Source organism: Pseudoblastomonas marina (genome assembly GCF_034374265.1).
Taxonomy (GTDB): domain Bacteria; phylum Pseudomonadota; class Alphaproteobacteria; order Sphingomonadales; family Sphingomonadaceae; genus Alteriqipengyuania_A; species Alteriqipengyuania_A marina.
On the sequence record NZ_CP139718.1, the window covers coordinates 2,445,364 to 2,470,751 of the forward strand.

Below are 25,388 nucleotides of genomic sequence, written 5' to 3' on the forward strand. Positions count from 1 at the left end.
GAACGACGGGCGCAAAAAATCCCGGGGAATCAGTCGAGCAGCTTGCGCGCGGCCTTTTCGACCAACCCGATATCTTCGGGCACCTCGCCGAGCAGCACGATCGTTCCATCGGCCTGGCGGCGCACCATCAGCAGCGCGAATTCGGCGCCATCACGGGCGACATCCTCGAAACCCTGCGGATCGAGCGCACGGAGCTTGTCCGCGATCTCTTCGCGCACGCCATCGGTCACTTCGACCGCCTTGCCCTGTTCGGCCTTCCGGAGCTTGCGCTCTTCTCGGACGATGGCCTTCAACCCGCCCCTGGCATCGGACAGGACCTGGGCGAGTTCGCCGCGCTCGACGCCCAACCGATGCGCATGGCTCAGTGCGGCGGCGTATTCGGTGACTCGGGTCTTGTCGTAATCCGCTCCGAAGACGAGCTTCACGATCGGGGTCATCGGCGCGCGATCCTGCACCGTAAGACCGGCTTCTTCGATCAGCTGTTCGAAATCCTCCGGCGATTCCTGCGCCGCGATCGAGAAATCGTAGGCTCGCCCGATCGCGTGATAGAGCGCGAAGCGGGTGCGCTCCTCCGAACCCTTGGCCGCCTGCGCGAGCTCACGCGCGGAGGCGAGCCAGTCGGCCAGCCCCATGTCTTCGGGCGCGAGCTCGGTCAGTCCATCGGCGACGTCCGCTTCGGCCACGGTCGGCAGGGTGGCCGCGTCGGTGACGGGCTCGCTCTCGGGTTCGTAGGGAGTGGGGACCGCGGCTTCGCCTTCGGGCTCGGCCCAATCCTCCTCGTCGTCGTCCTCCGCGAGCGCCTCGACATGCGCGCCGGCAAGTGAGGCGTAGACCGAATCGTTGCCGGTCTCGTTTTCCTCGGTGTCGCCGTAATCGGGGGCATAGGACGCCGGATCGATCGGCTCGTCGTCGTCCTCGGCATAGCCGTCGAGATCGAGCGGTTCACTTGCATCGACCACCGGCGGCACGATCATGTCGACCGTGCGCTTCAGACCGAAGCTCGGTTCGGGCAGGTCGCGGGCGTGATCTTCCGAGCCCGGGAGCGGGGCGTCTTCGCCGGGGAGGTCGGCGACCGAATCGCCAGTGCCCGGCCCGGTTTCCGCGCCTTCGGAGGCAGGGCCGTCGGCCCACCCATCGACCTGCGTATCGTCGAAATCGGGAGCTGGCGGGAAACGGTCGATTTCGACCTCTTCGTCCTCGTCCTCGATCGCCTCGGCCAGCGATAGTTCGAGCGACTGGTCGACCTCGAGCATCAGGGCGTCGGTGGTGTCCTGGTCGGCGAGTTCCTTCCAGTTGATCACGCCGTAGATGAAATCGATTGTCTCGTCGTCGCTCGAGAAGGGCAGCAGGATTCCGCGATAGAGTACGGTGTTCCCGGCCTGGTTGACGAATTCCGCCTCGAACCCGATCGGCGCCTGGTTGGCGATGATCTGCATGTAGTGATCGGTGATCCGGCTCAGCAAGGAGCGGCTGGGGACGTCTTCGAGACAGGCGATTTCGGATGCGGTCCCATCGCATTCCTCGGCCAGCAGATCCCCCAGGAAGGGGATCGCCGGGTTGTCGATGCCGGTCGAAAAATCGAGCAGCACCGAGTGCGGACCGAAATCGGGCAGGGCGGTCGGGTCGAGATCCTCGATCGACGGATAATTGCGGTTTTCGAGCAGGCTGGCCCAGAAATTATACGCCCGGACCTGCATCCGGCGCTCGTCCTGGCCGACGGGAGCCGGCGGCACCTCGTCGAACTGATCGTGATCGTCGTCGGAATCGCTCGCGTACGGATCGAGATCCGCATCGTAGAAATTGCCGCGAAGACTATCCATCACGTACCCCCGGTGCCGCACGCCCATTCGTGCCCATGGTTCCGTGGGTTTGTGCCTTTCCGTGGTAAATTAAGCGTTAAATACGGTGCGACTTTCTGACGCCGCCGGGAGCCCGCGGTGCAATGACGTCAGAGCAGGTAGCGCATCGTGATGCGCTGCTTCTCGTGCGCCGAATCGAGCTCGAACGCCGCGCTTTCGAAGCTCGGCGGTCCCATCCGGATCTTGGCATCGCGCGAGAAGCCGAAGCCTTCGCGTGGGAGCATCAAAGTCTTGTCGACCTTACCGTTGCCGTTCTCGTCATGCAGCAGCGCGATCGCGTAGCGACCCGGCTTCAGATTGGTGAAGCGCAGTTTGACCGTCGCGGCGGCCGGCACCGTCGCGGTGTAGGCGGAAGCATCGTCTTCGCATTCGGGGAAATGATCCGGCTTGCTGGTCATGCACAGGTGGACGAGCCCCTCCGACGAGCGCAGCGAATGGACTTCGACGTCGAGCCGGCAATCGGGCGGCGCGGCGCCACCGAGCAGCGCTGCCGCGCTGGCCGCGGTTAGAACGCGCCCAGCCCGCGATCCGTGCCGCACAGGCGGTCCCAGAAGCGGAAATAGAGTCCGTAATTGCATCGATATCGCTCGTGATGTCGCTGATGGTGGCTAGCGGTTATCACCCAATCGCCGAACTTGGAATGAACGAAGCGCTGCGGAAACATCTCCCACCCCATGTGATTGGTCACCCCCATCACCGTCATGATCGCGAGCACGCAGCCTAGCATGGCGACATGGATCGGGATCAGGAACACCAGCGCGGGGATCACGACCGCACCGGTCAACGCTTCGATCGGGTGGAAGCTCATCGCCGCCCACGCGGTCGGCGGGCGGCTGTCGTGATGCACGGCATGCGCGATCCGGAACCAGCGCGGCCGATGCATCAGTCGGTGGGTCCAGTAGAACCAGGTATCGTGTGCGATAAGGTAGGCGAGCACCGAGACCGGCAGGTACCACAGCGGTAGCGCGCTCCAATCGGTGTAGATGCGCGTCCAGCCATGCTCCTGCCAGCCCCAGGCGATCACCCCTGCGGGGACGCCGTAGATCAGCGCGGACCACAGCGACCAGCGGATTTCGCGCCCGATCTGAGGGCGGAGTGCAGCATAATGGCCGGGGCGCACGCGTTCGGTCAGCCAGGCGAACCCGCCGCTCGTTGCCGCATAACGCGCGGCGACGATCCCGCTCATCGCGAGCGCCGAAAGGATGATGGGCCAGGTCGCGTCCACGCGCCCCTTATGCCGCGTCGCCGCAGGTGAAGCTAGCCGTCGATCCGGCCCCAGCCCTGGGTGGCTTCGTCGCCCGCCCAGGTGAAACGCCGCATTGCCGCGCGGGCGAGCGCCTCGACCTCGACCTTGCGCCGCGCCGCGGCAAGCGCGCGTAGCGGTGCGGGGCGCAGGATTTCCGCATCATACCCGTCGGCGACGATCACGCCGCAGCAATCGGGGCGGTGCGAATCCTGTTCGAGCATGGCGCGGTCGAGATGCGGTGGGACGCCCCAGAAGAAACGGTCGCAATGGTCGAGATAGTCGGGCCACTTGCCGTCACCGGCGAGGTCGGCGCGTGCGACCTTGATTTCGACGATGATGACCTTGCCCTTGGCGTCGATCCCCATCAGGTCCGCGCGCCGGCCACCGCGCAACGGCATTTCGGGCACGCACCAGATATCGTTGCGTGCGAACAGGCGCTGGATTCCGCGAGCAACCTCGCGCGCGTTGGCTAGTTCGGGCATGGAGGCAGCAGGCGGCATGGCTACCGCATAGGAACGAAAGGTGAACTTGGCAAGCCGTGGGCCGACCTGCCGCGCGCGGGATCAGTCGCCGCGGTCGGCTGCCAATGCCAGCAGCGCGACGCGCGAGGCGGTGAATTCGCGCCACAGCGCAAGCGCGGGCGCGCGCGCGTCGCCGCCGTTCTCGCAGACGTAGAGCAGCGCCGCGAGGCCAGGCTCGATCATCGCGGAGAGATCTTCGACCCCTTGCACCGCCAGACGGTGCCGATCGTCGGCGATCGCCTCGATGCGGGCAGCGAAGTTGGGTTCGGGCGGCGGCTCGGCCTCGCCGGCGAGCGCGGCGATCACGCGCCCGGCATCGTCGAGCGACTGCCAGCGTGTTGCCAGTGACGGGCCTGCGTCATCGGCGTTCCGGCGGAGGAGGTCGAAGGCCAGGGCCCCGTCGAAAGAGTCTGTCTGGTGCTGCATCACGCCTGCGACATTAGGACGCGGATGGTTGCGAAATCGCTAATCGCGTCGCCCCAGCAAAAGCGCTGGCATGCGCGCCGTGAGCTTGCTAATCGCCCGCTGTCAGCACCCGTAGCTCAGCTGGATAGAGCGCTGCCCTCCGAAGGCAGAGGCCACAGGTTCGAATCCTGTCGGGTGCGCCAGCTTTTCCTACTCGGCCCGCAGCGACTTGAGCGTGATCGACATCCGGCGGTTGCGCGGATCGCGCGAATCGTCGGCGTTGAAGGGCTGCTTGTCGGCGACTCCCTCGATCTTGTCGAAACGGCCCTCCGCCACGCCGCCGGCGAGCAGCGCTTCGCGGGTCGCTTCGGCGCGCGAGGCGGATAGCAGCCAGTTGTTCATCCGCTTGCCGGCCGCATAGGGCAGGCTGTCGGTGTGACCGCGCACGGCGATCTTGTTGGGCATGTCCGTGATCGTCTGCGCGACCTCGATGAGCAATTTTCTCGCGCGCGGGACGAGCCGGGTGTCGGACAGCTCGAACATCGCGAAATCGGCGGCGTCGATCACCTCGATCCGCAGGCCTTCCTCGGTCTGGGTGAACCGAAGGTTTTCCTCGAGACCCCTCAGCTGCGCCTCGTTCTTGATGCGCTGGCGGATCTCGCGTTCGATCGCCTCGAATTGGCGCTTGTCCTCGGCGCTAAGGTCGGCGTCGCGTCCGTCCCTGCTGCCGGTGGCGTCCTTCGGGATCGTCATCGTCTTCGTGCCCGTCTGGCCCTGCGCATGCGGATAGCTGTCCTGCGCCACGATGGCATCGCCGCCGAACACGCCGTCCGAACCGGCGCTGCCCTGCTTTGTCTCGACCAGCGTCGGCGAGAAATAATCCGCAAGGCCCTTGCGCTGGGCCTCATCGGTCGCGCCGAGCAACCACATCAGCAGGAAGAACGCCATCATCGCGGTCACGAAGTCGGCATAGGCGACCTTCCAAGCGCCGCCGTGATGCGCGCCGTGATCGCCGCCGACGATCTTCTTGATGATGATCGGGCGCTGGTTGGAGCCCGTACCGGCTGCGCGGCTGGCCATGGTTCAGCGCGCCCGCATGCCGTCGAAGACGTCGGCGAAGCTCGGCTGGTTGGCATGGCCCAGGCTCGAGCGGGCGGCTTCGATCACCAGCGGCTGCGGATGCCCGTGCAGCGTCGCGACGATGATCTGCTTGGCAACCTCGTAGATCATGCAATCCTCTTCGATGATCGCCTTCACGCGGTTGGCCATCGGGCCGACCAGCCCGTAGGCGAGCAGCACGCCCAGGAAGGTCCCGACCAGCGCCGAACCGATCATCCCGCCGAGGACTGCGGGCGGCTGGTCGATCGAACCCATCGTCTTGACCACGCCGAGCACCGCGGCGACGATGCCGAGCGCGGGCAGCGCATCGGCCAGCCACTGCAGGTTGTTGGCCGGGCCCATCGCTTCCTTGTGATGGGTCTTGAGATGCTGGTCGACGACCTCCTCGACCGAATAGGGATCGAGGTCGCCCGAGCTCACCACCACCAGCCGCAGGCTGTCGCAGATCAGCGAGACGAGCGTCTTGTCGGCCAGGAGGCGCGGAAATTCGGCGAAGATCGCGCTGTTTTCGGGTTCTTCGACATGCGGTTCGAGCGCGACCGGACCTTCGGTCTTGAGCAGCTTCATCAGCTTGCCGCACAGGAAGATGCAGTCGAGATAGTCCTGGCGCTTGTACTTGGGGCCCTTGAACGCTTTCGCGAACCCACCGCCCACAGCCTTGAGCTGGCTGCCATTGTTGCCGATCGTCAGGGCCGCCACGCCGGCACCGCCGATGATCATCATCTCGAGCGGGAGGGCCTTGAGGACGGCACCCATGTCGCCCCCCGAAATGATGAAGCCACCGAACACCATGGCGATCAGGATGACGAAGCCGATTGCGGGCATCATGAGTGTGGATTCCTTCGTTGCAGCTTCCCCGCCATCGGTCGATCCAAGGCGGGCATTTCGGGTAATGGGTTAACGGCGCGATGCTGCACCGTTTAAGGCAATTCGCGCCGTCGCTCAGCGCAGGTAGTCGAGCAGCGAACGCTGGGTGATCTTGGCGTAGACCGCCTGCGCGGCTTCGAGCGAGATATCGAGCGCCTGGAGCTTCGTGATCGCCTCGCTGACATTGGTGTCCTCGATCTCCTGGCGCCGCTCGGCGAGCACCACCCGGCTTTCGATGAACTGGTTGCGCGCGCTTTCGAGCCGGCCGCGGGCGACGCCCTGCTGGGTCAGCATCGCGGTCATGTAGTCGATCGCACCGTCGAGCGGGGTCAGGCGCGAATTGCGATCGGCCTGGGTACCGTTGCGGACGGCATCGATCGTCTCGAGCAACAGGTCCTCGATCATGGAGGCCCCGGGCGCAGAGCCGGGAGCCTTGCCGAACAATTGCTGCGCCGTCGGCGAGGCGATCACGTGGCGGGTGCCGCCGATCGGCACCTCGATCGCGATCTCGGCAAACAACTTGCCGCCGAAGGGATCGTCCTGCGTCATGATGTCGCGGATATTGGCGAGGATGCCCTCGAGTTCGATCGCGATTCCCTCGCGGTTGACCGCGTTGATCGAATCGTTGTTCGACTGGAGCACAAGTTCCTTCGCCCGGATCAATCCCGAGGTGATCTCGCTCATGCTCGATTCGGCCTGCACGGCGCGGGTTTCGGCGCGCCCGATATTGGCGACCCAGGCCTCCTCGTTGCCCTGCTGGCGGGCGATGACCGAGACTTCGAGCCAGCCCTGCGGGTCGTCCGACGGCTTGATCAGCCGCTTGCCGGTCGAAATCGCCTTCTGCTGGTCGCCGATCGACTTCATCAGGTCGAGTTGGTTCTGGACGGCGTCGGGCGGGCGGTTGCGGTTGATCGAGAGCATGGTGGGTTCAGCCTTTCTCGGCCTAGAAGATGTTGAGGATCGACTGGGTTGTCTCGCGCGCGACCTGGATCACCCGGCTCGCGGCTTCGTAGGCCTGCTGCAACCGGATGAGGTCGGCGGTCTCGCGGTCGAGGTCGACCCGCGAAACCGCGTCGCGCGCGCTGCGGGCGTTGCGATCGAGCGCCTGCGCGGCCGATTGCTCGTTGCGCGCGGCGATCACGAGATTCGAATGGACCGAGATGATCTGGTTCCAGTTGCGCTCGATATTGCCCGAAGCGCGCAGGTCGGCGAGCCCGAGGAGGTTGCCGTTGGGCTTGCCGTCGGCCGAGGCGACCGCGAGTTCCGCCGCCATGGCGGGGATCGCGGACAGCCCTGCTGCACCTGCGCCGGTGGTAAGCAGCGCCTTGCCGGGGACTCCCGCATCGGTGCGCCCGTTGGCGTGCCAGTCATTGACCTGCGTGGCGAAATCCTCGGCCAGCTGGTCGAGCTGGGCGAGGTCGGAGGCGGCGACGTTGCGCGCGCGGCTCATCCCCGCCAGCATGCCGTCGCTCGGGACCTTGCCGCCCTGGCCGTTGACCTGCACCAGCAGGCTGCCGTCGGCGTTCTCGACGAGGCTCAGTTGGCCGACGACGCCGATCGCGGAGATCGTCTCGCCGGCATAACGGACCGTCGCCACCCCGTTTTCGCCAAGGGTGATCTCGGCATCGAGCCGCTCGCTGATGACGGCCAGCGCCGCATCGCGCGTGTCGAGCAGGCCGGCATGCGCCTGGGTGCCCGGCTGGGTGCGGCGCAGGTCGAAATTGGTCCGCGAAAGGTCGGCCAGGGTCTGGTTGAGACCGATCAGTTCGGAACCGGCGCGCGCGGAAATCTGGTCGATCGCGAGATTGAGGTTGGCTGAGGTGCGGCGGAAGGTTTCCGCAGTCGCGTTGATCTCGTTGATGAAGGTCGTGCGCAGCGCGTTGTCGAATGGCACCGCGGCCAGTTCCTCGGCGCGGGAATAAAAATCGGTGAGGCGCTGGCCGACATCCTCGCCGGCATTGTCGAGCCCGGTCTCGATCGAGCCGAGCCACCCGGTCAGCGTTTCGGAGCGCACCAATGCCGCGCCGCTGAGGCGCACCGACGCTTCCATGAATTCGTCGCCCGAACGTGCGATCTTGTTGATGCGCGTGCCACTCAGGCCGCTCTGGACCGAATAGAGCGGGTTGAGCGAGCCGGTGATGGTGGCATCGCCCATCAGCACGTCGCGGCGTACATAGTCGCCGTTCTCGACGTTGGCGATGTTCTGCGACACCGTCTCCATCGCCGTGCTGTAGCCGCGCAGGGCGGAACGCCCGATGGTCAGCAATCCGCTCATATCCTGCCCTCGAACTGTTTCAGTAGAAGCTCGGCGATGCCGAATTCGGTGCTGTCGGCCATGGCATCCGCCATCCGCGCGTCCTGCATGTCGCGGAACTGCTCGGTGCCTTGGTTGCCAAAGATGTCCTCGGCGAGCGACGCGCTGCGCATCGAGCCGATCATCTGCCGCAGGAACACCGCCTCGAATGCCTCCGCCGCGGCGCGCAGTTCTTCCTTGCGCGCCGCGGTAGCGGAATCGGTCGTGGCGGTCGTACCGGTGGCCAGGTTGGCCGGAAAGGCGGTGGGATCGATCACTGGATGATCAACTCCGCCTTGAGCGCACCGGCCTGCTTGAGCGCATCGAGGATCGCCGCGAGGTCGCTCGGGCTGGCCCCGATCGCGTTGATCGATTCGACGATCTCCGACAGCGATGCGCCCTGAGTGATGAAGGCCGAAGCCGGTTCCTGCTCGATCGCGATATCGCTGCGCTGTTCGACCGCGGTCTGGCCACGGCTGAACGGCGCGGGCTGGACGATCTCGGGGCTCTCGGTGACCCGAACGGTCAGCGATCCGTGGCTCACCGCCGCGGGGCTGATCTTGACCGCGCCGTTGATCACCACCGTCCCGGTACGGGCGTTGACGATCACGCGCGCCGGGGCTTCGCCCGGATTGACGTCCATGTTCTCGATCGCGCCCATCAGCAGCACGCGCTGGGTCGGGTCGGCCGGAGCCTGGATGCGGATCGAGACCGCGTCGGTCGCGACCGCGAGGTCCTGGCCCGAAAGCTCGTTGATCTGGTCCGCCACGCGCAGGGCGGTGGTGATGTCGGCCTGGGCGAGGTTGAAGGTGAGGTAGGGGCTCTGTTCGAACCCGGTCGCGACCAGCCGTTCGACGGTCGCCCCGCCGGCGATCCGGCCGACCGACGGGATATTGACCGTGGTGGTCGATCCGTCGCGTCCCTCGACGCCCAGCCCGCCGACAGCGAGGTTGCCCTGCGCCATCGCGTAGATCTGGCCGTCCGCACCCATCAGCGGCATCATCACCAACGTCCCGCCGCGCAGCGACTTCGCCTTGCCGATGGCCGAGACGGTCACGTCGATGCGCTGGCCGGGCTTGGCCATCGCGGGAAGCTCGGCGGTGACGAGCACCGCGGCGGCGTTCTTGGTCGCCGGGTTGACGCCCGGAGGCAGGGTCAGCCCGAACCGGTTGGCGACGCCCTTCATCGCGACGGTCGCGTATTCGAGGCTGTCGTCGCCGGTGCCGGGCAGGCCGACCACGATCCCGTAGCCGGTCAACTGGTTGCTGCGCAGGCCCTGGAAGGTGCCGAGATCCTTGATGCGCTCGGCGCGCACCGGGCTCGTCGCACCGATCAGGATGGCGAAGCAGGCGAACAGGGAGATGATCCGTTTCATCAGAAAGGACTCACCTTGTTGAAGAAGCGCTGGAGCCAGCCTTGCTTGCTGCCCTCGGCGATTTCGCCAGCGCCACCGTAGTTGATCCGCGCGTCGGCGACGCGCGAGGAGGCGACCACATTGTCCGGACTGATGTCGGTCGAGCGAACGAGGCCGCTGAAGCGAATGTATTCGTCGCCGCGGTTGAGCATGATCAGCTTCTCGCCGCGTACCAGCATGGTACCGTTGGGATAGACTTCGGCCACGGTGACCGCGATCTCGCCGCGCAGCGAATTGCTCTGCTGTGCGCTGGCGCCGCCCGAGAAATCGGTGCCGCCGCCGATCGAGACGTCGCTCGGCTTGAACACAGCGAGCGGGCCGGTGGTCGGCGGGGTGATGCCGAAATTGCCCGAGCGATCGAGATCGGCGCTGTTCGACTTGACCGCCTGGGTCCGTTCGATCAGCGCGATGGTGAGCAGGTCGCCGACGCGCGCGGCGCGCGCGCCCGAAGTGAGCGGGGCATAGCCCTGCGAAGCCTGGAAGATCGAGCCGTCGTTGGTCGGCACGACCTGCTGCGGCGGGGCCGGCGGGGGCAGGGTCGCGGCAAAGCGCGGATCGGGCGCTGCGGCGTTCGAGCCCATGCAGGCTGCGAGCAGCGGTGCGGCGGCGAAGGCGATGATGATGTTCTTCATGCTTTATCCCTCCCCGATCAGAGCTGCTGGTTGGCGAACTGGAGCATTTCGTCGGTCGCCTGGATCATCTTGGAATTCACCTCGTAGGCGCGTTGGGTTTCGATCATGTCAACGAGCTCTTCGACGATGTTGACGTTCGATCCCTCGAGCGCGCCCTGGCGCATCAGGCCGCGGCCTTCCTCGCCGCCGGCACCCACGATCGGGGCCCCGCTGGCGGCGGTTTCCTTCAGCAGGTTGTTGCCAATCGACTGGAGACCGGCCCCGTTGACGAAATTGGCGAGTTCGATGCGGCCGAGTTCGCTCGGTTCGGCCTGGCCGGCGAGCGTGGCCGAAACCGTTCCGTCGGCACCGATGGTGATCGCGGTGGCGCCCTCGGGCACCTGGATCTGCGGTTCGAGCGGGAGGCCGTCGGAGGTCACCATCGTGCCGTCCGCGGTCAGGTTGAAATTGCCCGAACGGGTGTAGGCCATCGAGCCGTCCGGCTGCGAGACCTGGAAATAGCCCGCGCCTTCGATCGCGAGGTCGAGCGCATTGCCGGTGGTCTGCACCGAGCCCTGCGTCTCGATCCGCGCGGTGCCCGAGATCGCCACGCCGGTACCGAGCGAAAGCCCGGTGGCGAAGCGGTTCTGCTGGTCGGCCTGCGCACCCTGCTGGACGACCTGCTGGTAGGCCAGCGTTTCGAACTGCGCTCGGTCGCGCTTGAAGCCGGTGGTGTTCACGTTCGCCAGGTTGTTGGCGATCACGCGCATCTTGGTGTTCTGTGCGTCGAGCCCGGTGCGGGCGACCTGCAAGGCGGAATTGCTCATGTTCTATCTCCTGGATATCTGGGATCAGCGCGGAAGCTGCATGACGCTGGCACCGCCATCGTCCATTTCCTTCGCGGTCGTCAGAAGCTTGACCTGGGTTTCGTAAGCGCGGCTTGTTTCGATCATGTCGACCAGCGCTTCGGTCATGTTCACGTTCGATCCCTCCAGGGCTCCACTGCGAAGCCTTGCATCGGGATTTGACGGCAGCACGCCGCCATTCTTAACCCGGAAGAGGGTATCCTCGCCCTTCACCACCTCGCTGCCGGCGGTGCTGACGATGCGCAGCCGGTCGACCTGCTGCGGCTGGTTGGGGTTGCCGCCGGCCGGGACGATCCACACACCGCCATCCTCGGCAATGCGCACGCTGTCGGCCGGGGGCAGTGTCAGCGGCCCGCCTTCGCCGAGCACGGGGTGCCCGTCGCCGGTGGTGACGAGACCGCTTTCGGTCATCATCAGGTCGCCGCGACGGGTGTAACCCTCGTCTCCATTGGGGGCCTGCACGGCAAGCATGCCCTGACCCCCGATCGCGATGTCGAGCGGACGCCCCGTTTCCTTGACTGCACCGGGGTTGAGATCCGCGGTCAGCACGTATTCGTTCACCGTCGCACGGCTCTGGAGGCCTTCGCCTTCCAGGTATTTCGCCTGTGCGGTGACGATCTCCGCCTTGAAGCCGGTGGTGTCGGCATTGGCCATGTTGTGCGCGATCGCCGTTTGGCGGTTCAGCACGCCCTGCATGGCGCGAAGGTTGAGATGGATCATGCGGTCCATGGGAATGTCCCTCGATGAGTCGGTGAAACGGGGTCGTCAGCTCGCGGAGGCGATCATCAGACCTGCAGGTTGACGATCGTCTGCGTCATGTTGTTGGCGGTCTCGATCGCCTGCGCGTTGGCCTGGAAGTTGCGCTGCGCCGCGATCAGCGACACCAGCTCTTCGGTGATGTCGATATTGGCGGTTTCGAGCGAACCCGAACGGACCGAACCCATCGGGCCGGAGCCGGCCTGGACGAGCTGGGCGAGGCCCGACTGGCCGGTGGCCTGCCAGTGCGCGTCGCCGACCGGGCGCAGGCCCTCGACCGCCACGAAGCTCGCCATGGCAAGGCTGCCCAGAGCCTGCTGGTTGCCGTTCGAATAGGTCGCGACGATCGTGCCGTTGGTGTCGACGTTGATATTGGCGAGCACGGCGGCGGGATCGCTCGGATCGTTGGAGGGCAAGACCAGGTTGGTCATGTCGGCCGGATCGGTCGAGGTGATCACGCCGTTGGCATCGACCGGCAGGAGTTGGACGATGTTGCCGGTGCTGTCGACCACTTCGCGGTCGTTGTTGACGCTGAACGCGCCGTTGCGGGTGTAGGTGATCGATGCCGTCGCATCGGGGCTCTTGACGGTGAAGAAACCTTCGCCGGCGACCGCGAGGTCGAGCGTGCGATCGGTGCTCTGCAAGGTGCCCTGGGTGAACTGCTGGGTGATGCCCTGCAGCTGGACGCCCTGGCCGGCGATCTTCTTGGTCGCCTGGGTCGGCGAGGCCGCGAACAGGTCACCGAAAGATGCGCGGCTCTTCTTGAAGCCGGTCGAGTTGCCGTTGGCGATGTTGTTCGAGACCACTGAGAGGTCGGTCTGCGCGGCCTTCAGGCCCGAAAGGGAAGTGAGAAAGGACATTGCTTGGTTCTCCTGTTGAGACTTGGGTCCCGGCGGTCAGCTGACGCCGCGAATGGTGTTGATGTCGATCGGTCCGGCGGGGGTGGTAAGCGTCGTGCCCGCGCTGGAACTGTTGACCGCCGAGACCGGCAGCCAGGCGGCGGTCGAGCTGGCGACGCCGCCCGATACGCGGACGCGCAGCGGCCCGAGATCGACCGGCTGGCCGTTCTCGTCGACGCTGGCGAAACCGAACGGAACGGGGCCCGCCTGGGCCGGGCCCGTGGCGCTGCGCACGACGTTGCCCTTCTGGTCGACCAGTTCGATGGTGAGGTTGTCGCTCGGCCCGGCAAGCGTGACTTCGCCGCGGTAGACACCGCCGCGATCCATCGCCGCGGTCTTGCTCTCGGCGAGCACCGACTTGCCGATGTAATTGCTCGCTTCGGACAGGCGCGAGGCACTGAAGGCCTCGGAAATGCCTTTCAGCGAGGCGTTCATCTCGGCGATGCCGGCGACCTGGCTGAATTGCGCCATCTGCGCGACCATGGCCGTATTGTCGACCGGATCGAACGGATCCTGGAACTTGAGCTGGGCGGTCATCAGCTGGAGGAACTGGGCCTGGCCCATGTCCTCGCCGCCCTTGGCGTTCTTGGGCTGGGCGACGGTGAGACCCGCGGGGAGCGTGCTGGAAATCATGATCAGCGTCCCATCTTCACGGTGTCGAGGATGAGCGATTTCGCCGTCTGCAGCACCTGGACGTTGTTCTGGTACTGGCGGGCGGTCTCGATCATGTCGATCAGCTCGGCCGCCTCGTCGACGCCCGCATCCCACACATTGCCGTCTGCGTCGGCGAGCGGGTTGTTCGGATCGTGCCGCATGCGCGGTTCGATGTTCGATTTGACGACCTGTTCGACATCGACGGTGGCGATGCCGTCGCCGCCCTCGACCGAGCGGAAGACCGGCTTGAGCGCGCGATAGGCTTCCTCTGCGCTGCTGTAGGTCGTGCGCGCATTGGCGAGGTTCGACGCGGTGGTGTTCATCCGGGTCAGCTGCGCGGACATCGCGCGCCCCGAAATGTCGAAGATGTTCAGATTACCGGGCATGGATCATTCCCCTTTCAAGGCGCGGGTCAGCGTCGCCACACGGCCTTCGAGGAAGGACAGCGTGGTCGAATAGCCCACCGCGTTTTCGGCGAAGAGCGTCTGTTCGGTGGAAAGCTCGACTGTGTTGCCATCGAGCGAGGGGTTGAGCGGGATGCGATAGCCGGCATTGCCCTTGGCCGCGCGGTCGGCATCGCTGCCGCCGCGCACTTCCTGCATGGCGCGCTCGAAATCGAGGTCCTTCGCCTTGTAGCCGGGTGTCGCGCTGTTCGCGATGTTGGAGGCGAGCATGGAGAGGCGCTGCGAGCGAAGCCGCAATGCATCCCCGTGAATGCCGAAAATCTTGTCTGCCATCACTCGAATTCCTGCTTAAGTCTGCTCGCCTTTTGCCGTGAAGGGCGTTGGACGAATGGATTGCCCCGGGGATTAAGCAAACCCCGTGCCAAATGGCTTCCTGCGCTCGAAACCAAGCGTTTCTGCGGGTTGCGACAAGCCTTCGCCCCGAGCGGCAAGATCTTGCCGCCCGGCAAGCTTTTGCCGTTCTGGCGAGGAGATAGGCCGCGTGATCGAAGCACCGATGGACTGGACCCTGCTGATCGATCCCGCCGCACTGGCAATCGTCGGGCTCGGCAGCCTCGCGATCGCGTGGATACAGAACGGCTTCGGTGCGATCCGCGAGGCAATCGGCGGCCTTCGGCGTCTGCTCACCGTTTCGCGCGATGGCGAGCGCAGCCGGCTCGCCCGCCTGATCGTCGAGGATATCGTCGATCGCCGCGGCGTCGCTTGCGCAGACCGCGGGCCGCAGACCTGTCCCTTCACCCACGAAGCCAGCCGGTTGATGTCCGACGAAACCAGCTATGCCGGCTTCTCCCGCGCGATCAGCAACCTCCTCGACCGCCATATCGCGCAGCGCCAGCGCACGGTGCGCGTGTGGAACGACATCGCCGATGCGGCACCCGCTCTCGGCATGCTGGGCACCGTGGTCGGCCTGGTGCAGATGTTCGCGGTCATGCAGAGCTCGCAGGGGATAGGGCTCGCGATGGCGCTGTGCCTGCTCACAAGCCTCTACGGCCTCGTCCTCGCGCACCTGGTCGCAGGCCCGCTCGCGCGCCGGCTCGAACTGGTCTCCGCGATCGAGGCCGAATGGCAGGAACAGACCGCCAGCCGCATGCTGGCGCTCGCCCGGCGCGAATATCCGGACGGTACCGATCACGGCCGCGTACTCGATCTGAAGAAAGGCGCGCTCGCGGGCGTCGCGCAGGCGTCGTGAAGAACACGCGCTCGCTCGTCGGCTTCGTCGACCTCACGCTGATCCTGCTGGGCTCGCTCGCGCTGGTCGGTGATCTCGAGCGGCGCGACGAGGAGTCCGCCGCCGGGCCGGCTCTCGAACCCGTCGCCGAACCGGGCTCCGAGTATGTCCTCCGCCGTCCGATCGCACAGGTCTTCGAGCCGGGCGAGGCGCGGCTGGCGCCGGAAGGGCGTGCCTGGCTCGCGCGTCTGGTCGAGGACGCGCGCCTTGGTGTCGTCCGCGTCAGCGTCGCGCCCGATGCGTCGGACGGAGCCGGGCGCCTCGACGAGTGGGAGATCGCGGCCGCGCGGACCGCGTCGATCCTCTACGCACTCAAGCAGGCGGGCGTGAACGACGAACGGATCGATCCGCAACTGCCGCGAGACGGAAGCGAAGCGGGTCTCGTCACCATCACGATCGCGGCGGGCGCGCCGCGCGACTGATCTGGCACGCGCCTTGCTAGAGCCACGGGAGAATTGAACCGCAGCAACGAAAAGGTGCGTCCCATGATCCGCAAGCCAGCCGCCTTGTCGGCGATCGCCATCCTCGCCATGGCGAGCGTGCCCGCCCTGGCGTCCGATTTCCAGGATCTCGACGCGCTCGACGTCGCCGTCGCCGCGAGCATGGGGGCCGAGATCGGCGAACCCGGCGGTGCGCGTGCACCGGTCGACCGTCGCCTGAAGCTCAAGGCCTGTCCCGAATTCCCGACCGTATCGGGTCCGGTCCTCGGCGCCGCCGTGGTCCGCTGCCAGTCGGTCGGCTGGTCGATCCGCGTGCCGCTGCTGCTCGAATCGGGAACGCAGGGCTCATCCGTAACCGCCGCGTCCGAGCGCGAGCAGCGCGATGCGGTGACGCGAGGCCAAGCCGTGCGCCTGACCGTCGAAGGCAATGGATATTCGCTCTCGCGCACGATGATCGCCGATCGTTCGGGACGCGTGGGCGACATGATCTCGGTCCGCGCAGACCGTCGCTCCAAGCCGATCCTTGCCCGTGTCACGGGCGTGGGCGAAGTCACCGTGCCATCGGATCGGTAAAAAGACGAACCCGCGAAAATTTTTTTCTTAAGAACCCGAATGCGCCGCCGTTACCGGTGTCGAGAACTAGAAGAGGTACACCATGAAACTCGATCGACCGTCCGGTTACGGCCCCGTATCAGCCACCGGCCTGCGCAGCGCCGGCGCGAAATCGGTGTCGGCCGCTTCCGAAGCGCGTCCCGTGCGCGATGAATCCTCGGTGCGTGAATCCGACGCGGCCGCGATTGCCAAGCTCGGCGCGCCGGTCGACCAGTCGCGGATCGACGAACTGCGCTCCGCGATCTCGGAAGGACGCTATCTCGTCGATCCGGGCAAGCTCGCCCAGAAGATGATCGCGCTCGATATCTTCGGCGACGCCTGACCGTGCAGGTTGCAAAGATCCAGCAAGCCCAGGAACGCCTGATCGCCGCACTGGATGCGTGCGATGCGCATGCCATCCTCGAAGCGTCGGGAGACCTTTCGGGCCTGATCGATGAGATCGAGGACATTTCCGCGCTCTATGCGGATGCCGAAACCCGCGAGGCGCTCGAGCATGTCGAACGCCTGTCGCACGCCGCCGCGCACCGGCTGCGCGTGTTGACCGACCAAACGCGCGAGCGGCTGCAGATGCTCGGCGTGGACGAGGGTCCGCTCCTCTACGGGCCGCGCGCCGCCTGACGAAGGCCTTCATTCTAACGACCTGCCTCACCCAACCTCTTCATAACCAGGTCCCCAACTGCCGCCCCGGTCCTGAAACCGGGGCGGTTTTTCTTTTCCACGCGCAAATCCTGCAGAAATTGGCACGGCTCTTGCTGATGGTCCTTCGAACAAAGGAGCCATCACGTGCCATCGACCATCGACACCTCCGTTCGGGGAGGGACTGACCGCATCACTCGCGCCATCGCGCAGTCCGCCCGCCGGACCGGCGTCGATTTCGATTATCTGATGGGCCAGGCCCGCATCGAAAGCGGGATGAATCCCAACGCCAAGGCGCCCACCAGCTCGGCCACCGGGCTTTACCAGTTCATCAGCCAGAGCTGGCTTGCGACCGTCTACGAGCACGGCAGCAAGCACGGGCTCGACTGGGCTGCAGGCGCGATCCGGCGCGACGGCAGCGGGGGCTTTCACGTGCCCGATGCGGCGATGCGGCAGAAGATCCTCGACCTGCGCAAGAACCCCGAGGCCGCAGCGGTGATGGCGGGCGAATTCGCCGCCGACAATCGCGACTATCTCGAACGCCGGCTCGGTCGCGAGATGGCACCGGTCGATCTCTACCTCGCCCATTTCCTCGGGGCCGGCGGCGCGCACAAGTTCCTCTCTGCCCATTCCGCCAATCCCGATGCCGCCGCCGCGCCGCTGTTCGGCAGTGCCGCGCGCGCCAACCGCAACGTCTTCTATGCCTCGAACGGGCGCGCGCGCAGTCTCGACGAAATCCGCGACCGCTTCGCCGCCAAGCTCGGCGCCGATGCCAAGGTGCCGGCGGCAGGCGGCAAGGATCGGCCGGGCGGCAACGACCTGCCGTTCGTGCAGCCGGCCGACTACCTTCGTCTCGCCAGCCAGCGCGCCAAGCCGAGCGACATCGACCTCAACAATAACGACAATGCGCGGATGGCCTACATGCTGCTCGCGTCGATGGGAGCCTGAGACCTTTCATGACCACCAAATCCTCCTCGCTGTCGTCTCTCTTCGATATCCGCGCCGGGCTCCTCCCCGCCGCCACGCTGCTGCTTGTCGTGTTCCTGGTGCTCCCGGTGCCCGCGTTCATTCTCGACGTCGGCTTCATCACCAACATCATGATCTCGCTCGCGGTGCTGATGGTCGCGCTCAATGCGTCAAAGCCACTCGACTTCTCGAGCTTCCCGACCGTGCTGCTGTTCGCCACCCTGCTGCGTCTCGGCCTCAACGTCGCCTCGACCCGCGTCGTGCTGGTCAACGGGCATGAAGGCGGCGACGCGGCGGGCGACGTAATCGAGGCCTTTGGCACGATGCTGATCGGCGGCGACTATGTCGTCGGCCTGTTCGTCTTCGCGATCCTGATGATCATCAACCTGGTCGTGATCACCAAGGGTGCCGGCCGCGTGTCCGAAGTCAGCGCGCGATTCACCCTCGACGCGCTGCCCGGCAAGCAGATGGCGATCGACGCCGATCTCGGTGCCGGCCTGATCACGCCCGAAGAAGCCAAGCAGCGCCGCGTCGACGTCGCCACCGAAGCCGATTTCTACGGATCAATGGACGGTGCCAGCAAGTTCGTGAAGGGCGATGCCATCGCCGGCGTCCTGATCCTCGTGATCAACATCATCGGCGGGATCATCCTTGGCGTGGTCAGCCACGACATGGCCATGGGCGATGCCGCCTCGACCTACACCATGCTCGCGATCGGCGATGCGCTGGTGGCGCAGGTCCCGGCGCTGCTGCTCTCGATCGCCGCCGCGGCGATCGTCACCCGCGTGTCCTCGCCCTTTGACCTTCCGGGGCAGATCTCCTCGCAGTTCGGTTCGGCCAAGGCCTGGGTCCCGGTCGCCACGATTCTCGGCATCCTCGGCATCCTGCCAGGCATGCCGTCGATGGTGATCCTGCCCGCCGCCGCGGTCGCCAGCTATTTCGCGTGGAAGTTCTCGCGCCCGCAGCCGGTCGAGGAAGAGGCCGACGCCGAACCGGCGCCCAATCCCAACGTGATCCGCTGGACCGACGTCTCCGACGAGGCGCTGCTTGGGATCGAAGTCGGCTACGCGCTCACCTCGCTGGTCGACGAGCGCAGGGACGCGCCGCTGATGAAGCGGGTCACCGGCATCCGCAAGCAGCTCTCGAAGGAACTCGGCTTCGTGATCCCGCTGGTGCGGATCAAGGACGACCTGACGCTCGATCCGAATGATTATCGCCTCACCATCGGTGGCACCGTGATCGCCGAAGGCACGATCTGGCCCGAAGACATGCTGGCGATCGACAGCGGCGATATCGACGAGGAGATCGAGGGCCGCGTGTGCAAGGATCCGACCTTCGGCATGGATGCGCGCTGGATTTCGGCCGACAAGCGCTCCGAAGCGATCGTGCTCGGTTACACCGTGGTCGATGCCTCGACCGTGATGGCGACGCACCTCAACCACATGATCCGCCTCAACGCCTCGCAGCTGTTCGGGATGGACGAGGCCAAGATGTTGCTCGACGCGCTCAAGGAGCGTGCGCCCGAGCTGGTCGAAGGGCTCACCCCCCAGCCGCTGTCGCTGTTCGCGGTGTCGGCGATCTGCCAGGCGCTGCTGCGCGAAGGCGTGCCGCTCAAGGATTTCCGCCGCCTGTGCTCGGCGATGGTCGAAGCGACCGGCGACGGCACGACCGAGATCCCGCTGCTGGTCGAACGCGTGCGACAGCGGATCGGCTCGATCATCATCCAGGCGCTGGTCCCGGTCAGCATGCCGCTGCCCGTGGTTACGCTCGACCCGGAACTCGAGACCCTGCTGGGCCAGTCGATCAAGGTCGCCGGCGATGCCAGCTTCCCGATCGAACCGGGCCTCGGCCAGCGGATCCTGTCGGCGATCGAGGAATCGGCCGACCGGTTGATGCTGCGCCAGCAGAATTTTGCGCTCGTCACCTCGCCGCCCGCGCGCAAGGCGCTGTCGGACCTGTTGCGCCCGCGCTTCCCCGATACGCCGGTGCTCTCGTTCCGCGAACTGCCCGACGACAAGCCGGTCGAAGTGATCGCCACCGTCGGCGGCAGGGCCGAGGCGCAGAACCCGGGCCCGCGGCCCGCCGATCACAGCTTCACCGAGCTGTAAGGAGAGTCAGACGATGAATTTCCAAACCGCTGAAACGCTGACTTACGGCCGCGAACCCGCGCGCCTCGATCCGAACAAGCTGATCGAGGAAAACGTCCCGCTGGTGCGCAAGATCGCCTGGCATGTCGCCGGTCGCGCCCCTTCCACGATCGAGGTCGAGGACCTGATCCAGATCGGCATGATCGCGCTGATCGAGGCCGCGCGTCGCTACGAGGAGCAGGGCTACCAGTTCTCGACCTATGCCGGCACGCGCATTCGCGGGGCGATGATGGATTACCTGCGCTCACAGAGCAATCTGTGTCGCTCGGCGCTCGATTTCCGCCGCGACCTGCGTCTCGCGCAGGACAAGCTGCGCACGCGATTGGGGCGTGAAGCCTCGGAAAGCGAGCTGGCCGGGGAACTGGGCCTGGCTCCAGAGGAATTCCTCGCCCGTGTCGACCAGGCGGCCGACGTGCAGATGGATTCGATGGACGAGGTCTATTCCGAGCACAGCATCTGGTTCGCTTCGGAGGAAGAAGATGCCGAGGTCGCGATCGAACGCTCGCAGCTCGAGGCGCTGGTGCGCGATGGGATCGTTGGCTTGCCCGAGCGCGAGCAGATGGTGCTGCAGCTGTTCTTCATCGAAGAACTCAACCTCGAGGAAATCGGCGCAGTGCTCGATGTGACCGCGGCGCGGATCTGCCAGATCAAGAAGTCGGCGCTCGACCGGTTGCGAAAGCGCCTGTCCGGCTACGCCTGAACCCTTGAATTAGATTCCGTCATGCCCGTGCGCGCGGGCGACAACGGAAAGCGGCCCCCAGGACATCCCCGACCACGAAGGATCGGGAATGCCCCGAAGGGCCGCCATGCGTTTCGGCTATCTCCGCGATTAGCGGATCAGGCTGAGGACGCCCTGCTGGCTCTGGTTGGCCTGCGCGAGCATCGCGGTCGACGCTTGGCTCAGGACCTGGAACTTCGCGAGCTGCGTCGATTCGGCCGAGAAGTCGGCGTCCTGGATGCGGCTGCGGCTTTCCGACAGGTTGGTGACGCGGTCGGTCAGGCTCGAGACCGTCGCTTCGAGACGGTTCTGCGAGGCACCGAGGTTCGCCTGCGCGGTGGTGACCGTGGTCAGCGCCGTGTCGAGCGCGGTGAGCGCGGCAGCGGCACCGGCTTCGGTGCTGATGTCGAGCGCGGCCACGCCGAGCGCGGTGGCATCGACGTCGGTCAGCGCAACGGTGACCTGTTCACCGGCCTTCGAGCCGGTCTGGATCGCGATCGAGGCATTGGTGCCGTCGAGCAGCTTGACGCCGTTGAACTCGGTGCGGCCCGACACGTCGCCGATCTGGCCGATCAGCGCGGTGACTTCCGCCTGCAGGTTCGTGCGGTCGCCGGCCGAGAGCGTGCCGTTGGCCGACTGCACCGACAGCTCGCGCATGCGCTGCAGCATGTTGGTGATTTCGTTCATCCCGCCTTCGGCGGTCTGGGCGAGGCTGATGCCGTCATTGGCATTGCGCATCGCCATGTTCAGGCCCTTGACCTCGGAGGTCATGCGGGTGGCGATGGCGAGGCCGGCGGCGTCGTCGCTGGCCGAGTTGATGCGCTTGCCGGTCGACAGGCGTTCGATCGCCTGGGACAGGCCCACTTCGGCACGCGAGGAGGCCGTCGAGGCCCGCATCGCGGATACGTTGGTTCCGATAACAGTCATGTCGTTTCCTTCTTCGGTTTGTGGTCGCCCGTCCAAGAGGGTGGCTTCCGAATTCGATAACGGCAGCGAGAACTGGACCTTAAAAAAAATCGCGCGCGCCGCTCACCCGGAATTAACCATACATCCAAACCGCTCGTGATGCGGCACAAGCTTCTGACATTCATATGAAAAATCGTCATTGCCCACACGAAAACGCCCGCCGGGATTAACCGACGGGCGTCCTTCGAGACAGCCGGCGGGGAAGCCGGCGGAATTCTTCCGCGCGTTAGCGGATCAGGCTCAGCACACCCTGCTGGCTCTGGTTGGCCTGGGCGAGCATCGCGGTCGACGCCTGGCTCAGGACCTGGAACTTCGCGAGCTGCGTCGATTCCGACGAGAAGTCGGCGTCTTGGATGCGGCTGCGGCTTTCTGACAGGTTGGTGACGCGGTCGGTCAGGCTCGAGACCGTCGCTTCGAGACGGTTCTGCGAGGCACCGAGGTTCGCCTGCGCGGTGGTGACCGTGTTGAGCGCGGCGTCGAGCGACGACAATGCGAGGTTCGCACCGGCGACCGTGCTGATGTCGATCGCGGACACGGCGGTCGTGCCGTCGGTCAGCGCGCCGGCCGTGACGTTCGAAAGCGCAACGGTGACCTGCTCACCGGCCTTCGAGCCGGTCTGGATCGCGATCGAGGCATTGGTGCCGTCGAGCAGCTTGACGCCGTTGAACTCGGTGCGGCCCGACACGTCGCCGATCTGGCCGATCAGCGCGGTGACTTCCGCCTGCAGGTTCGTGCGGTCGCCGGCCGAGAGCGTGCCGTTGGCCGACTGCACCGACAGCTCGCGCATGCGCTGCAGCATGTTGGTGATTTCGTTCATCCCGCCTTCGGCGGTCTGGGCGAGGCTGATGCCATCATTGGCATTGCGCATCGCCATGTTCAGGCCCTTGACCTCGGAGGTCATGCGGGTGGCGATGGCGAGGCCGGCGGCATCGTCGCTGGCCGAGTTGATGCGCTTGCCGGTCGACAGGCGTTCGATCGCCTGGGACAGGCCCATTTCTGCCCGCGAGGAGGCCGTCGAGGCCCGCATCGCGGAAATGTTGGTTCCGATAACAGTCATGTCGTTTCCTTCTTCGGTCTAGAGGCAGCATGGAACTTCCAGCGGCTACGATAAGACTAACGGCACCAGCGCTGACGACTTAAACGAAATATCTGATTTCATTAAATATTTCTTGCGGACGCAGGAAAAGCGCCCACCGGTATTCCGGTGGGCGCCCTTCGAGATGGTCGGCGCCAGGCGCCGACCGGGGGATCGGATCAGCTGATGAGCTTGAGCACACCCTGCTGGCTCTGGTTGGCCTGGGCGAGCATCGCGGTCGATGCCTGGCTCAGGACCTGGAATTTCGCGAGGTTCATCGATTCGGCCGAGAAGTCGGCGTCCTGGATGCGGCTGCGGCTTTCCGACAGGTTCGTAATCCGGTTGGTGAGGCTCGAAACGGTCGCTTCGAGGCGGTTCTGCGAGGCACCGAGATTGGCCTGCGCGGTCGTGACCGTGGTCAGCGCGGTATCGATCGCGGTCAGCGCGGCATCGGTATCGACATTGCCCGGCGTGGCGCTGTCGCCGATGACGAGGGCGTTGACGCCGAGCGTGGCGGCGGTGACGTCGTAGGTCGAGATCGTCACCACTTCACCAGCCGACGACCCCGTCTGGATGTTGAGCGTACCGGCGGCGTTGAGCACGTTGACACCGTTGAAGTTGGTGCGGTTGGCGACGTCGTCGATCTGCGAGACCATCGCGGTGAACTCGACTTGCAGGTTGTCGCGGTCGCCATCGCTGAGCGTGCCGTTCGCGGCCTGAACGGCCAGTTCGCGCATCCGCTGCAGCATGTTGGTGATTTCGTTCATCCCGCCTTCGGCGGTCTGGGCCAGGCTGATGCCATCATTGGCGTTGCGGCTGGCCATGCTCAGGCCGCGCACTTCCGAAGTCATGCGGGTGGCGATGGCGAGGCCGGCGGCATCGTCGCTGGCCGAGTTGATGCGCTTGCCGGTCGACAGGCGTTCGATCGCCTGGGACAGGCCCATTTCGGCGCTGGTCGAAGCGGACGAAGCGCGCATCGCGGAGATATTGGTTCCGATAACAGTCATGTGATTTCCCCTATTCCAGTATTCGTAGTCTCGAAGGTGATCCGGACTGCTGCCCGGTTCGGAATGGGTAACGGTCGCTTGCCGGATCGATTAAATCCCGCCGCCAAGAAAAATCGAATTTTTTGAAAGCGTCAGAATATTGACGCTCGCTCGACGGTCCGTTGACGGAACCGGCAAGGCTTATCTTTATAGGGGTGGCAAAAAGCGGCTGATTTTTGCCGTTCGACCGGTTTGGCACGGTGCATGCATAATTCCCCCTGCTCGCTTCCACGAATTGGAGCCGACAGGGGAATTCGAATGAAGAATGCCAAGACCGAAATCAGCACCGGCGCCAAGGCAATGCTGCCTTCGCTCGAGGCCCATCTCAACGGGGTCCTGATCGAGACCGCGCCGGTGGGCACTTCGGAGGCCTCGCCGCGCACGCGGCCGGTCCGCATCCTCACCGACGCCGAAATGGCGGACGCCTCGCATCGCGACATCGTGATCGACTTCCGCGACGGTGCGCCCGAATATCGCCCCGCGACCAACGGCCAGCCGGTCCGCATCGCGTTCGGCCAGGACGACATGGTTCTGGGTCACGCGCTGATCGCCGAAACCGCGCGCGGTGCCGGTCCTGCCGTCGGCGAACCGAAGAGCGCCGACCTGATGCGCTTCGCCGCGCGGGTCGCCGGGAGCAATGCCTCGGTCCTGATCCAGGGCGATACCGGTGTCGGCAAGGAAGGCATGGCGCGCTTCGTCCACACGCAGAGCGTCCGTGCCGACAAGCCGTTCGTCGCGGTCAATTGCGCGGCGCTGCCCGCGACGATGGTCGAGGCGATGCTGTTCGGCCACCGCAAGGGTGCCTTCACCGGCGCCTCCAACGAGAGCGAGGGCCTGTTCCGCGCCGCCGACGGCGGCACGCTGTTCCTCGACGAGATCACCGAGCTCCCGCTCGAACTGCAGAGCAAGCTGCTCCGCGCGCTGCAGGAAGGCGAAATCCTTCCGGTGGGCGAAACCATGCCGGTCAAGGTCGACGTGCGCATCGTCGCCGCCGCCAACCGCGATTTCCGCAGCGAAGTGGCCGAGGGGCGCTTCCGCGAAGACCTCTATTGGCGCCTCAACGTGATGGCAATCGAGATCGAGCGCCTGTCCGCGCGCCGCCAGGACGTCCGCGCGATCGCCGCCGCGGTGCTGATCGGCCTGCAGGAAGGCCAGAGCGATTTCGCCTGGATCGAGGCCAAGGCGCTGACCCGCCTGATGGACCACGACTTCCCCGGCAATGTCCGCGAATTGTGCAACATGATCCAGCGCGCGATCGTGCTGCGCGACGGCAACATGATCGGGGTCGAGGACCTCGGTCTCTCGGCCCGGGCTGCAACGCCTGCGCCGAAAACCGCCAGGCCCGCTGCGACCGGCCCGCGCCCGGACCCGATCCCGGCGGCGGGAACGCGCCGCATCGTGCGTGGCCGGGACCTGCAGAGCAGCGCGCGCGCCGCCGAATTCGAGGCGATCGAATGCGCGCTCGAGGAAACCGGTGGCAACCGTCGCCGCGCCGCCGAGATGCTCGGCATCTCCGAACGCACGCTCCGCTATCGCCTCGCCGATATGCGCGAACTCGCCGAAGCCGCCTGAGGGAGACT

30 protein-coding genes and 1 tRNA gene are annotated in these 25,388 nt (G+C 65.7%); 10 read left to right on the forward strand and 21 right to left on the reverse strand.

Annotation, left to right across the window (positions count from 1 at the left end; all coding sequences use genetic code 11):
• Positions 1 to 29: 29 nt before the first annotated feature.
• The 5 genes from T8S45_RS12185 to T8S45_RS12205 all read right to left on the reverse strand — a co-directional run bounded on the left by T8S45_RS12185 (position 30) and on the right by T8S45_RS12205 (position 4,055).
• On the reverse strand, positions 30 to 1,820 hold the full coding sequence (locus T8S45_RS12185; protein WP_322293925.1) for a PAS domain-containing protein: 1,791 nt from the start codon (positions 1,818 to 1,820) through the stop codon (positions 30 to 32).
• A 128-nt stretch (positions 1,821 to 1,948) separates the two neighbouring features.
• The gene (locus T8S45_RS12190; RefSeq protein ID WP_322293926.1) at positions 1,949 to 2,398 is read right to left on the reverse strand and encodes a DUF2141 domain-containing protein; all 450 of its coding nucleotides are present in this window, start codon (positions 2,396 to 2,398) and stop codon (positions 1,949 to 1,951) included.
• Positions 2,365 to 3,045, reverse strand: coding sequence for a sterol desaturase family protein (locus T8S45_RS12195; protein WP_322295235.1), 681 nt, complete (start codon positions 3,043 to 3,045; stop codon positions 2,365 to 2,367). Before T8S45_RS12195 ends, T8S45_RS12190 begins: the two co-directional genes overlap by 34 nt.
• A gap of 71 nt (positions 3,046 to 3,116) precedes the next feature.
• Complete coding sequence (locus tag T8S45_RS12200) at positions 3,117 to 3,587, reverse strand: MmcB family DNA repair protein (RefSeq protein ID WP_322293927.1); 471 nt, start codon at positions 3,585 to 3,587, stop codon at positions 3,117 to 3,119.
• An 81-nt stretch (positions 3,588 to 3,668) separates the two neighbouring features.
• Complete coding sequence (locus T8S45_RS12205; RefSeq protein WP_322293928.1) at positions 3,669 to 4,055, reverse strand: hypothetical protein; 387 nt, start codon at positions 4,053 to 4,055, stop codon at positions 3,669 to 3,671.
• A gap of 102 nt (positions 4,056 to 4,157) precedes the next feature.
• Between T8S45_RS12205 and T8S45_RS12210 the strand changes: the two genes are divergently transcribed.
• Positions 4,158 to 4,234: transfer RNA gene (locus tag T8S45_RS12210), tRNA-Arg, on the forward strand.
• Positions 4,235 to 4,241: 7 nt separating this feature from the next.
• On the opposite strand, the gene T8S45_RS12215 is transcribed toward T8S45_RS12210, so the two are convergent.
• The 13 genes from T8S45_RS12215 to flgB form a co-directional block, all read right to left on the reverse strand.
• Positions 4,242 to 5,111 (reverse strand): flagellar motor protein MotB, encoded by an 870-nt coding sequence (locus T8S45_RS12215; RefSeq protein WP_188642996.1) that lies wholly within the window; start codon positions 5,109 to 5,111, stop codon positions 4,242 to 4,244.
• Positions 5,112 to 5,114: 3 nt separating this feature from the next.
• Complete coding sequence (gene motA, locus T8S45_RS12220; protein WP_188642997.1) at positions 5,115 to 5,978, reverse strand: flagellar motor stator protein MotA; 864 nt, start codon at positions 5,976 to 5,978, stop codon at positions 5,115 to 5,117.
• A gap of 114 nt (positions 5,979 to 6,092) precedes the next feature.
• A complete protein-coding gene (locus T8S45_RS12225) occupies positions 6,093 to 6,938 on the reverse strand; it encodes a flagellin (RefSeq protein WP_322293929.1) in 846 nt (281 codons plus the stop codon).
• A gap of 22 nt (positions 6,939 to 6,960) precedes the next feature.
• The gene (locus T8S45_RS12230; protein WP_322293930.1) at positions 6,961 to 8,292 is read right to left on the reverse strand and encodes a flagellar hook-associated protein FlgK; all 1,332 of its coding nucleotides are present in this window, start codon (positions 8,290 to 8,292) and stop codon (positions 6,961 to 6,963) included.
• A complete protein-coding gene (locus T8S45_RS12235) occupies positions 8,289 to 8,588 on the reverse strand; it encodes a rod-binding protein (RefSeq protein ID WP_407654910.1) in 300 nt (99 codons plus the stop codon). Before T8S45_RS12235 ends, T8S45_RS12230 begins: the two co-directional genes overlap by 4 nt.
• On the reverse strand, positions 8,585 to 9,685 hold the full coding sequence (locus tag T8S45_RS12240) for a flagellar basal body P-ring protein FlgI (protein ID WP_188643000.1): 1,101 nt from the start codon (positions 9,683 to 9,685) through the stop codon (positions 8,585 to 8,587). The genes T8S45_RS12235 and T8S45_RS12240 overlap by 4 nt, the downstream gene beginning before the upstream one ends.
• The gene (locus T8S45_RS12245) at positions 9,685 to 10,356 is read right to left on the reverse strand and encodes a flagellar basal body L-ring protein FlgH (protein ID WP_188643001.1); all 672 of its coding nucleotides are present in this window, start codon (positions 10,354 to 10,356) and stop codon (positions 9,685 to 9,687) included. The genes T8S45_RS12240 and T8S45_RS12245 overlap by 1 nt, the downstream gene beginning before the upstream one ends.
• Positions 10,357 to 10,373: 17 nt before the next feature.
• Positions 10,374 to 11,162 (reverse strand): flagellar basal-body rod protein FlgG, encoded by a 789-nt coding sequence (gene flgG, locus T8S45_RS12250; protein WP_188643002.1) that lies wholly within the window; start codon positions 11,160 to 11,162, stop codon positions 10,374 to 10,376.
• Between the two features lie 24 nt (positions 11,163 to 11,186).
• Complete coding sequence (locus tag T8S45_RS12255) at positions 11,187 to 11,930, reverse strand: flagellar basal-body rod protein FlgF (RefSeq protein WP_322293931.1); 744 nt, start codon at positions 11,928 to 11,930, stop codon at positions 11,187 to 11,189.
• Between the two features lie 56 nt (positions 11,931 to 11,986).
• Entirely contained in the window at positions 11,987 to 12,817 is an 831-nt protein-coding gene (locus T8S45_RS12260) for a flagellar hook-basal body complex protein (RefSeq protein ID WP_188643004.1), read from the reverse strand.
• Between the two features lie 36 nt (positions 12,818 to 12,853).
• Positions 12,854 to 13,489: a flagellar hook assembly protein FlgD gene (locus T8S45_RS12265; protein ID WP_188643005.1), complete on the reverse strand. Its 636-nt coding sequence runs from the start codon at positions 13,487 to 13,489 to the stop codon at positions 12,854 to 12,856.
• A 2-nt stretch (positions 13,490 to 13,491) separates the two neighbouring features.
• Positions 13,492 to 13,896: a flagellar basal body rod protein FlgC gene (flgC, locus tag T8S45_RS12270; protein WP_188643006.1), complete on the reverse strand. Its 405-nt coding sequence runs from the start codon at positions 13,894 to 13,896 to the stop codon at positions 13,492 to 13,494.
• A 3-nt stretch (positions 13,897 to 13,899) separates the two neighbouring features.
• Entirely contained in the window at positions 13,900 to 14,247 is a 348-nt protein-coding gene (gene flgB, locus T8S45_RS12275) for a flagellar basal body rod protein FlgB (RefSeq protein ID WP_188643007.1), read from the reverse strand.
• Positions 14,248 to 14,455: 208 nt separating this feature from the next.
• Between flgB and T8S45_RS12280 the strand changes: the two genes are divergently transcribed.
• The 8 genes from T8S45_RS12280 (at position 14,456) to T8S45_RS12315 (ending at position 20,703) form a co-directional block, all read left to right on the forward strand.
• The gene (locus tag T8S45_RS12280) at positions 14,456 to 15,163 is read left to right on the forward strand and encodes a MotA/TolQ/ExbB proton channel family protein (protein WP_188643008.1); all 708 of its coding nucleotides are present in this window, start codon (positions 14,456 to 14,458) and stop codon (positions 15,161 to 15,163) included.
• Positions 15,160 to 15,624: a hypothetical protein gene (locus T8S45_RS12285; RefSeq protein ID WP_322293932.1), complete on the forward strand. Its 465-nt coding sequence runs from the start codon at positions 15,160 to 15,162 to the stop codon at positions 15,622 to 15,624. Before T8S45_RS12280 ends, T8S45_RS12285 begins: the two co-directional genes overlap by 4 nt.
• Before the next feature lie 63 nt (positions 15,625 to 15,687).
• Positions 15,688 to 16,215, forward strand: a complete 528-nt coding sequence (locus T8S45_RS12290) for a flagella basal body P-ring formation protein FlgA (protein ID WP_322293933.1) — start codon at positions 15,688 to 15,690, stop codon at positions 16,213 to 16,215.
• 82 nt (positions 16,216 to 16,297) lie between these two features.
• On the forward strand, positions 16,298 to 16,576 hold the full coding sequence (flgM, locus tag T8S45_RS12295; RefSeq protein WP_188643010.1) for a flagellar biosynthesis anti-sigma factor FlgM: 279 nt from the start codon (positions 16,298 to 16,300) through the stop codon (positions 16,574 to 16,576).
• Positions 16,577 to 16,578: 2 nt separating this feature from the next.
• Positions 16,579 to 16,872 (forward strand): hypothetical protein, encoded by a 294-nt coding sequence (locus T8S45_RS12300; RefSeq protein ID WP_188643011.1) that lies wholly within the window; start codon positions 16,579 to 16,581, stop codon positions 16,870 to 16,872.
• A 165-nt stretch (positions 16,873 to 17,037) separates the two neighbouring features.
• Positions 17,038 to 17,838: a transglycosylase SLT domain-containing protein gene (locus tag T8S45_RS12305; protein ID WP_229658199.1), complete on the forward strand. Its 801-nt coding sequence runs from the start codon at positions 17,038 to 17,040 to the stop codon at positions 17,836 to 17,838.
• A gap of 8 nt (positions 17,839 to 17,846) precedes the next feature.
• The gene (gene flhA, locus T8S45_RS12310) at positions 17,847 to 19,964 is read left to right on the forward strand and encodes a flagellar biosynthesis protein FlhA (RefSeq protein ID WP_322293934.1); all 2,118 of its coding nucleotides are present in this window, start codon (positions 17,847 to 17,849) and stop codon (positions 19,962 to 19,964) included.
• Between the two features lie 13 nt (positions 19,965 to 19,977).
• Positions 19,978 to 20,703 carry a sigma-70 family RNA polymerase sigma factor gene (locus T8S45_RS12315; protein ID WP_322293935.1) on the forward strand — a complete coding sequence of 242 codons (726 nt, stop codon included), beginning with the start codon at positions 19,978 to 19,980 and terminating at the stop codon, positions 20,701 to 20,703.
• 129 nt (positions 20,704 to 20,832) lie between these two features.
• Here T8S45_RS12315 and T8S45_RS12320 read toward each other — a convergent pair whose 3' ends face one another.
• The 3 genes from T8S45_RS12320 to T8S45_RS12330 all read right to left on the reverse strand — a co-directional run bounded on the left by T8S45_RS12320 (position 20,833) and on the right by T8S45_RS12330 (position 23,769).
• Entirely contained in the window at positions 20,833 to 21,648 is an 816-nt protein-coding gene (locus T8S45_RS12320) for a flagellin N-terminal helical domain-containing protein (protein ID WP_322293936.1), read from the reverse strand.
• Between the two features lie 265 nt (positions 21,649 to 21,913).
• Complete coding sequence (locus T8S45_RS12325) at positions 21,914 to 22,744, reverse strand: flagellin N-terminal helical domain-containing protein (RefSeq protein ID WP_322293937.1); 831 nt, start codon at positions 22,742 to 22,744, stop codon at positions 21,914 to 21,916.
• Between the two features lie 197 nt (positions 22,745 to 22,941).
• Complete coding sequence (locus T8S45_RS12330; protein ID WP_188640755.1) at positions 22,942 to 23,769, reverse strand: flagellin N-terminal helical domain-containing protein; 828 nt, start codon at positions 23,767 to 23,769, stop codon at positions 22,942 to 22,944.
• A 297-nt stretch (positions 23,770 to 24,066) separates the two neighbouring features.
• Between T8S45_RS12330 and T8S45_RS12335 the strand changes: the two genes are divergently transcribed.
• Positions 24,067 to 25,380, forward strand: coding sequence for a sigma 54-interacting transcriptional regulator (locus T8S45_RS12335; RefSeq protein WP_322293938.1), 1,314 nt, complete (start codon positions 24,067 to 24,069; stop codon positions 25,378 to 25,380).
• The last annotated feature ends 8 nt before the right edge of the window (positions 25,381 to 25,388 follow it).

What these genes read in the sequence shown, in the direction of transcription:
- T8S45_RS12325 (WP_322293937.1), bottom strand. Translation starts at nt 22,744, where the DNA reads ATGACTGTTATCGGAACCAACATTTCCGCGATGCGGGCCTCGACGGCC.
- T8S45_RS12225 (WP_322293929.1), bottom strand. Translation starts at nt 6,938, where the DNA reads ATGCTCTCGATCAACCGCAACCGCCCGCCCGACGCCGTCCAGAACCAA.
- flgC (WP_188643006.1), bottom strand. Translation starts at nt 13,896, where the DNA reads ATGCCCGGTAATCTGAACATCTTCGACATTTCGGGGCGCGCGATGTCC.
- T8S45_RS12230 (WP_322293930.1), bottom strand. Translation starts at nt 8,292, where the DNA reads ATGAGCGGATTGCTGACCATCGGGCGTTCCGCCCTGCGCGGCTACAGC.
- T8S45_RS12200 (WP_322293927.1), bottom strand. Translation starts at nt 3,587, where the DNA reads ATGCCCGAACTAGCCAACGCGCGCGAGGTTGCTCGCGGAATCCAGCGC.
- T8S45_RS12195 (WP_322295235.1), bottom strand. Translation starts at nt 3,045, where the DNA reads ATGAGCGGGATCGTCGCCGCGCGTTATGCGGCAACGAGCGGCGGGTTC.
- flgG (WP_188643002.1), bottom strand. Translation starts at nt 11,162, where the DNA reads ATGAGCAATTCCGCCTTGCAGGTCGCCCGCACCGGGCTCGACGCACAG.
- T8S45_RS12185 (WP_322293925.1), bottom strand. Translation starts at nt 1,820, where the DNA reads ATGGATAGTCTTCGCGGCAATTTCTACGATGCGGATCTCGATCCGTAC.
- T8S45_RS12265 (WP_188643005.1), bottom strand. Translation starts at nt 13,489, where the DNA reads ATGATTTCCAGCACGCTCCCCGCGGGTCTCACCGTCGCCCAGCCCAAG.
- T8S45_RS12215 (WP_188642996.1), bottom strand. Translation starts at nt 5,111, where the DNA reads ATGGCCAGCCGCGCAGCCGGTACGGGCTCCAACCAGCGCCCGATCATC.
- T8S45_RS12255 (WP_322293931.1), bottom strand. Translation starts at nt 11,930, where the DNA reads ATGGACCGCATGATCCATCTCAACCTTCGCGCCATGCAGGGCGTGCTG.
- T8S45_RS12315 (WP_322293935.1), top strand. Translation starts at nt 19,978, where the DNA reads ATGAATTTCCAAACCGCTGAAACGCTGACTTACGGCCGCGAACCCGCG.
- T8S45_RS12290 (WP_322293933.1), top strand. Translation starts at nt 15,688, where the DNA reads ATGATCCGCAAGCCAGCCGCCTTGTCGGCGATCGCCATCCTCGCCATG.
- T8S45_RS12260 (WP_188643004.1), bottom strand. Translation starts at nt 12,817, where the DNA reads ATGTCCTTTCTCACTTCCCTTTCGGGCCTGAAGGCCGCGCAGACCGAC.
- flhA (WP_322293934.1), top strand. Translation starts at nt 17,847, where the DNA reads ATGACCACCAAATCCTCCTCGCTGTCGTCTCTCTTCGATATCCGCGCC.
- T8S45_RS12320 (WP_322293936.1), bottom strand. Translation starts at nt 21,648, where the DNA reads ATGACTGTTATCGGAACCAACGTATCCGCGATGCGGGCCTCGACGGCC.
- motA (WP_188642997.1), bottom strand. Translation starts at nt 5,978, where the DNA reads ATGATGCCCGCAATCGGCTTCGTCATCCTGATCGCCATGGTGTTCGGT.
- T8S45_RS12335 (WP_322293938.1), top strand. Translation starts at nt 24,067, where the DNA reads ATGAAGAATGCCAAGACCGAAATCAGCACCGGCGCCAAGGCAATGCTG.
- T8S45_RS12240 (WP_188643000.1), bottom strand. Translation starts at nt 9,685, where the DNA reads ATGAAACGGATCATCTCCCTGTTCGCCTGCTTCGCCATCCTGATCGGT.
- flgB (WP_188643007.1), bottom strand. Translation starts at nt 14,247, where the DNA reads ATGGCAGACAAGATTTTCGGCATTCACGGGGATGCATTGCGGCTTCGC.
- T8S45_RS12330 (WP_188640755.1), bottom strand. Translation starts at nt 23,769, where the DNA reads ATGACTGTTATCGGAACCAATATCTCCGCGATGCGCGCTTCGTCCGCT.
- T8S45_RS12245 (WP_188643001.1), bottom strand. Translation starts at nt 10,356, where the DNA reads ATGAAGAACATCATCATCGCCTTCGCCGCCGCACCGCTGCTCGCAGCC.
- flgM (WP_188643010.1), top strand. Translation starts at nt 16,298, where the DNA reads ATGAAACTCGATCGACCGTCCGGTTACGGCCCCGTATCAGCCACCGGC.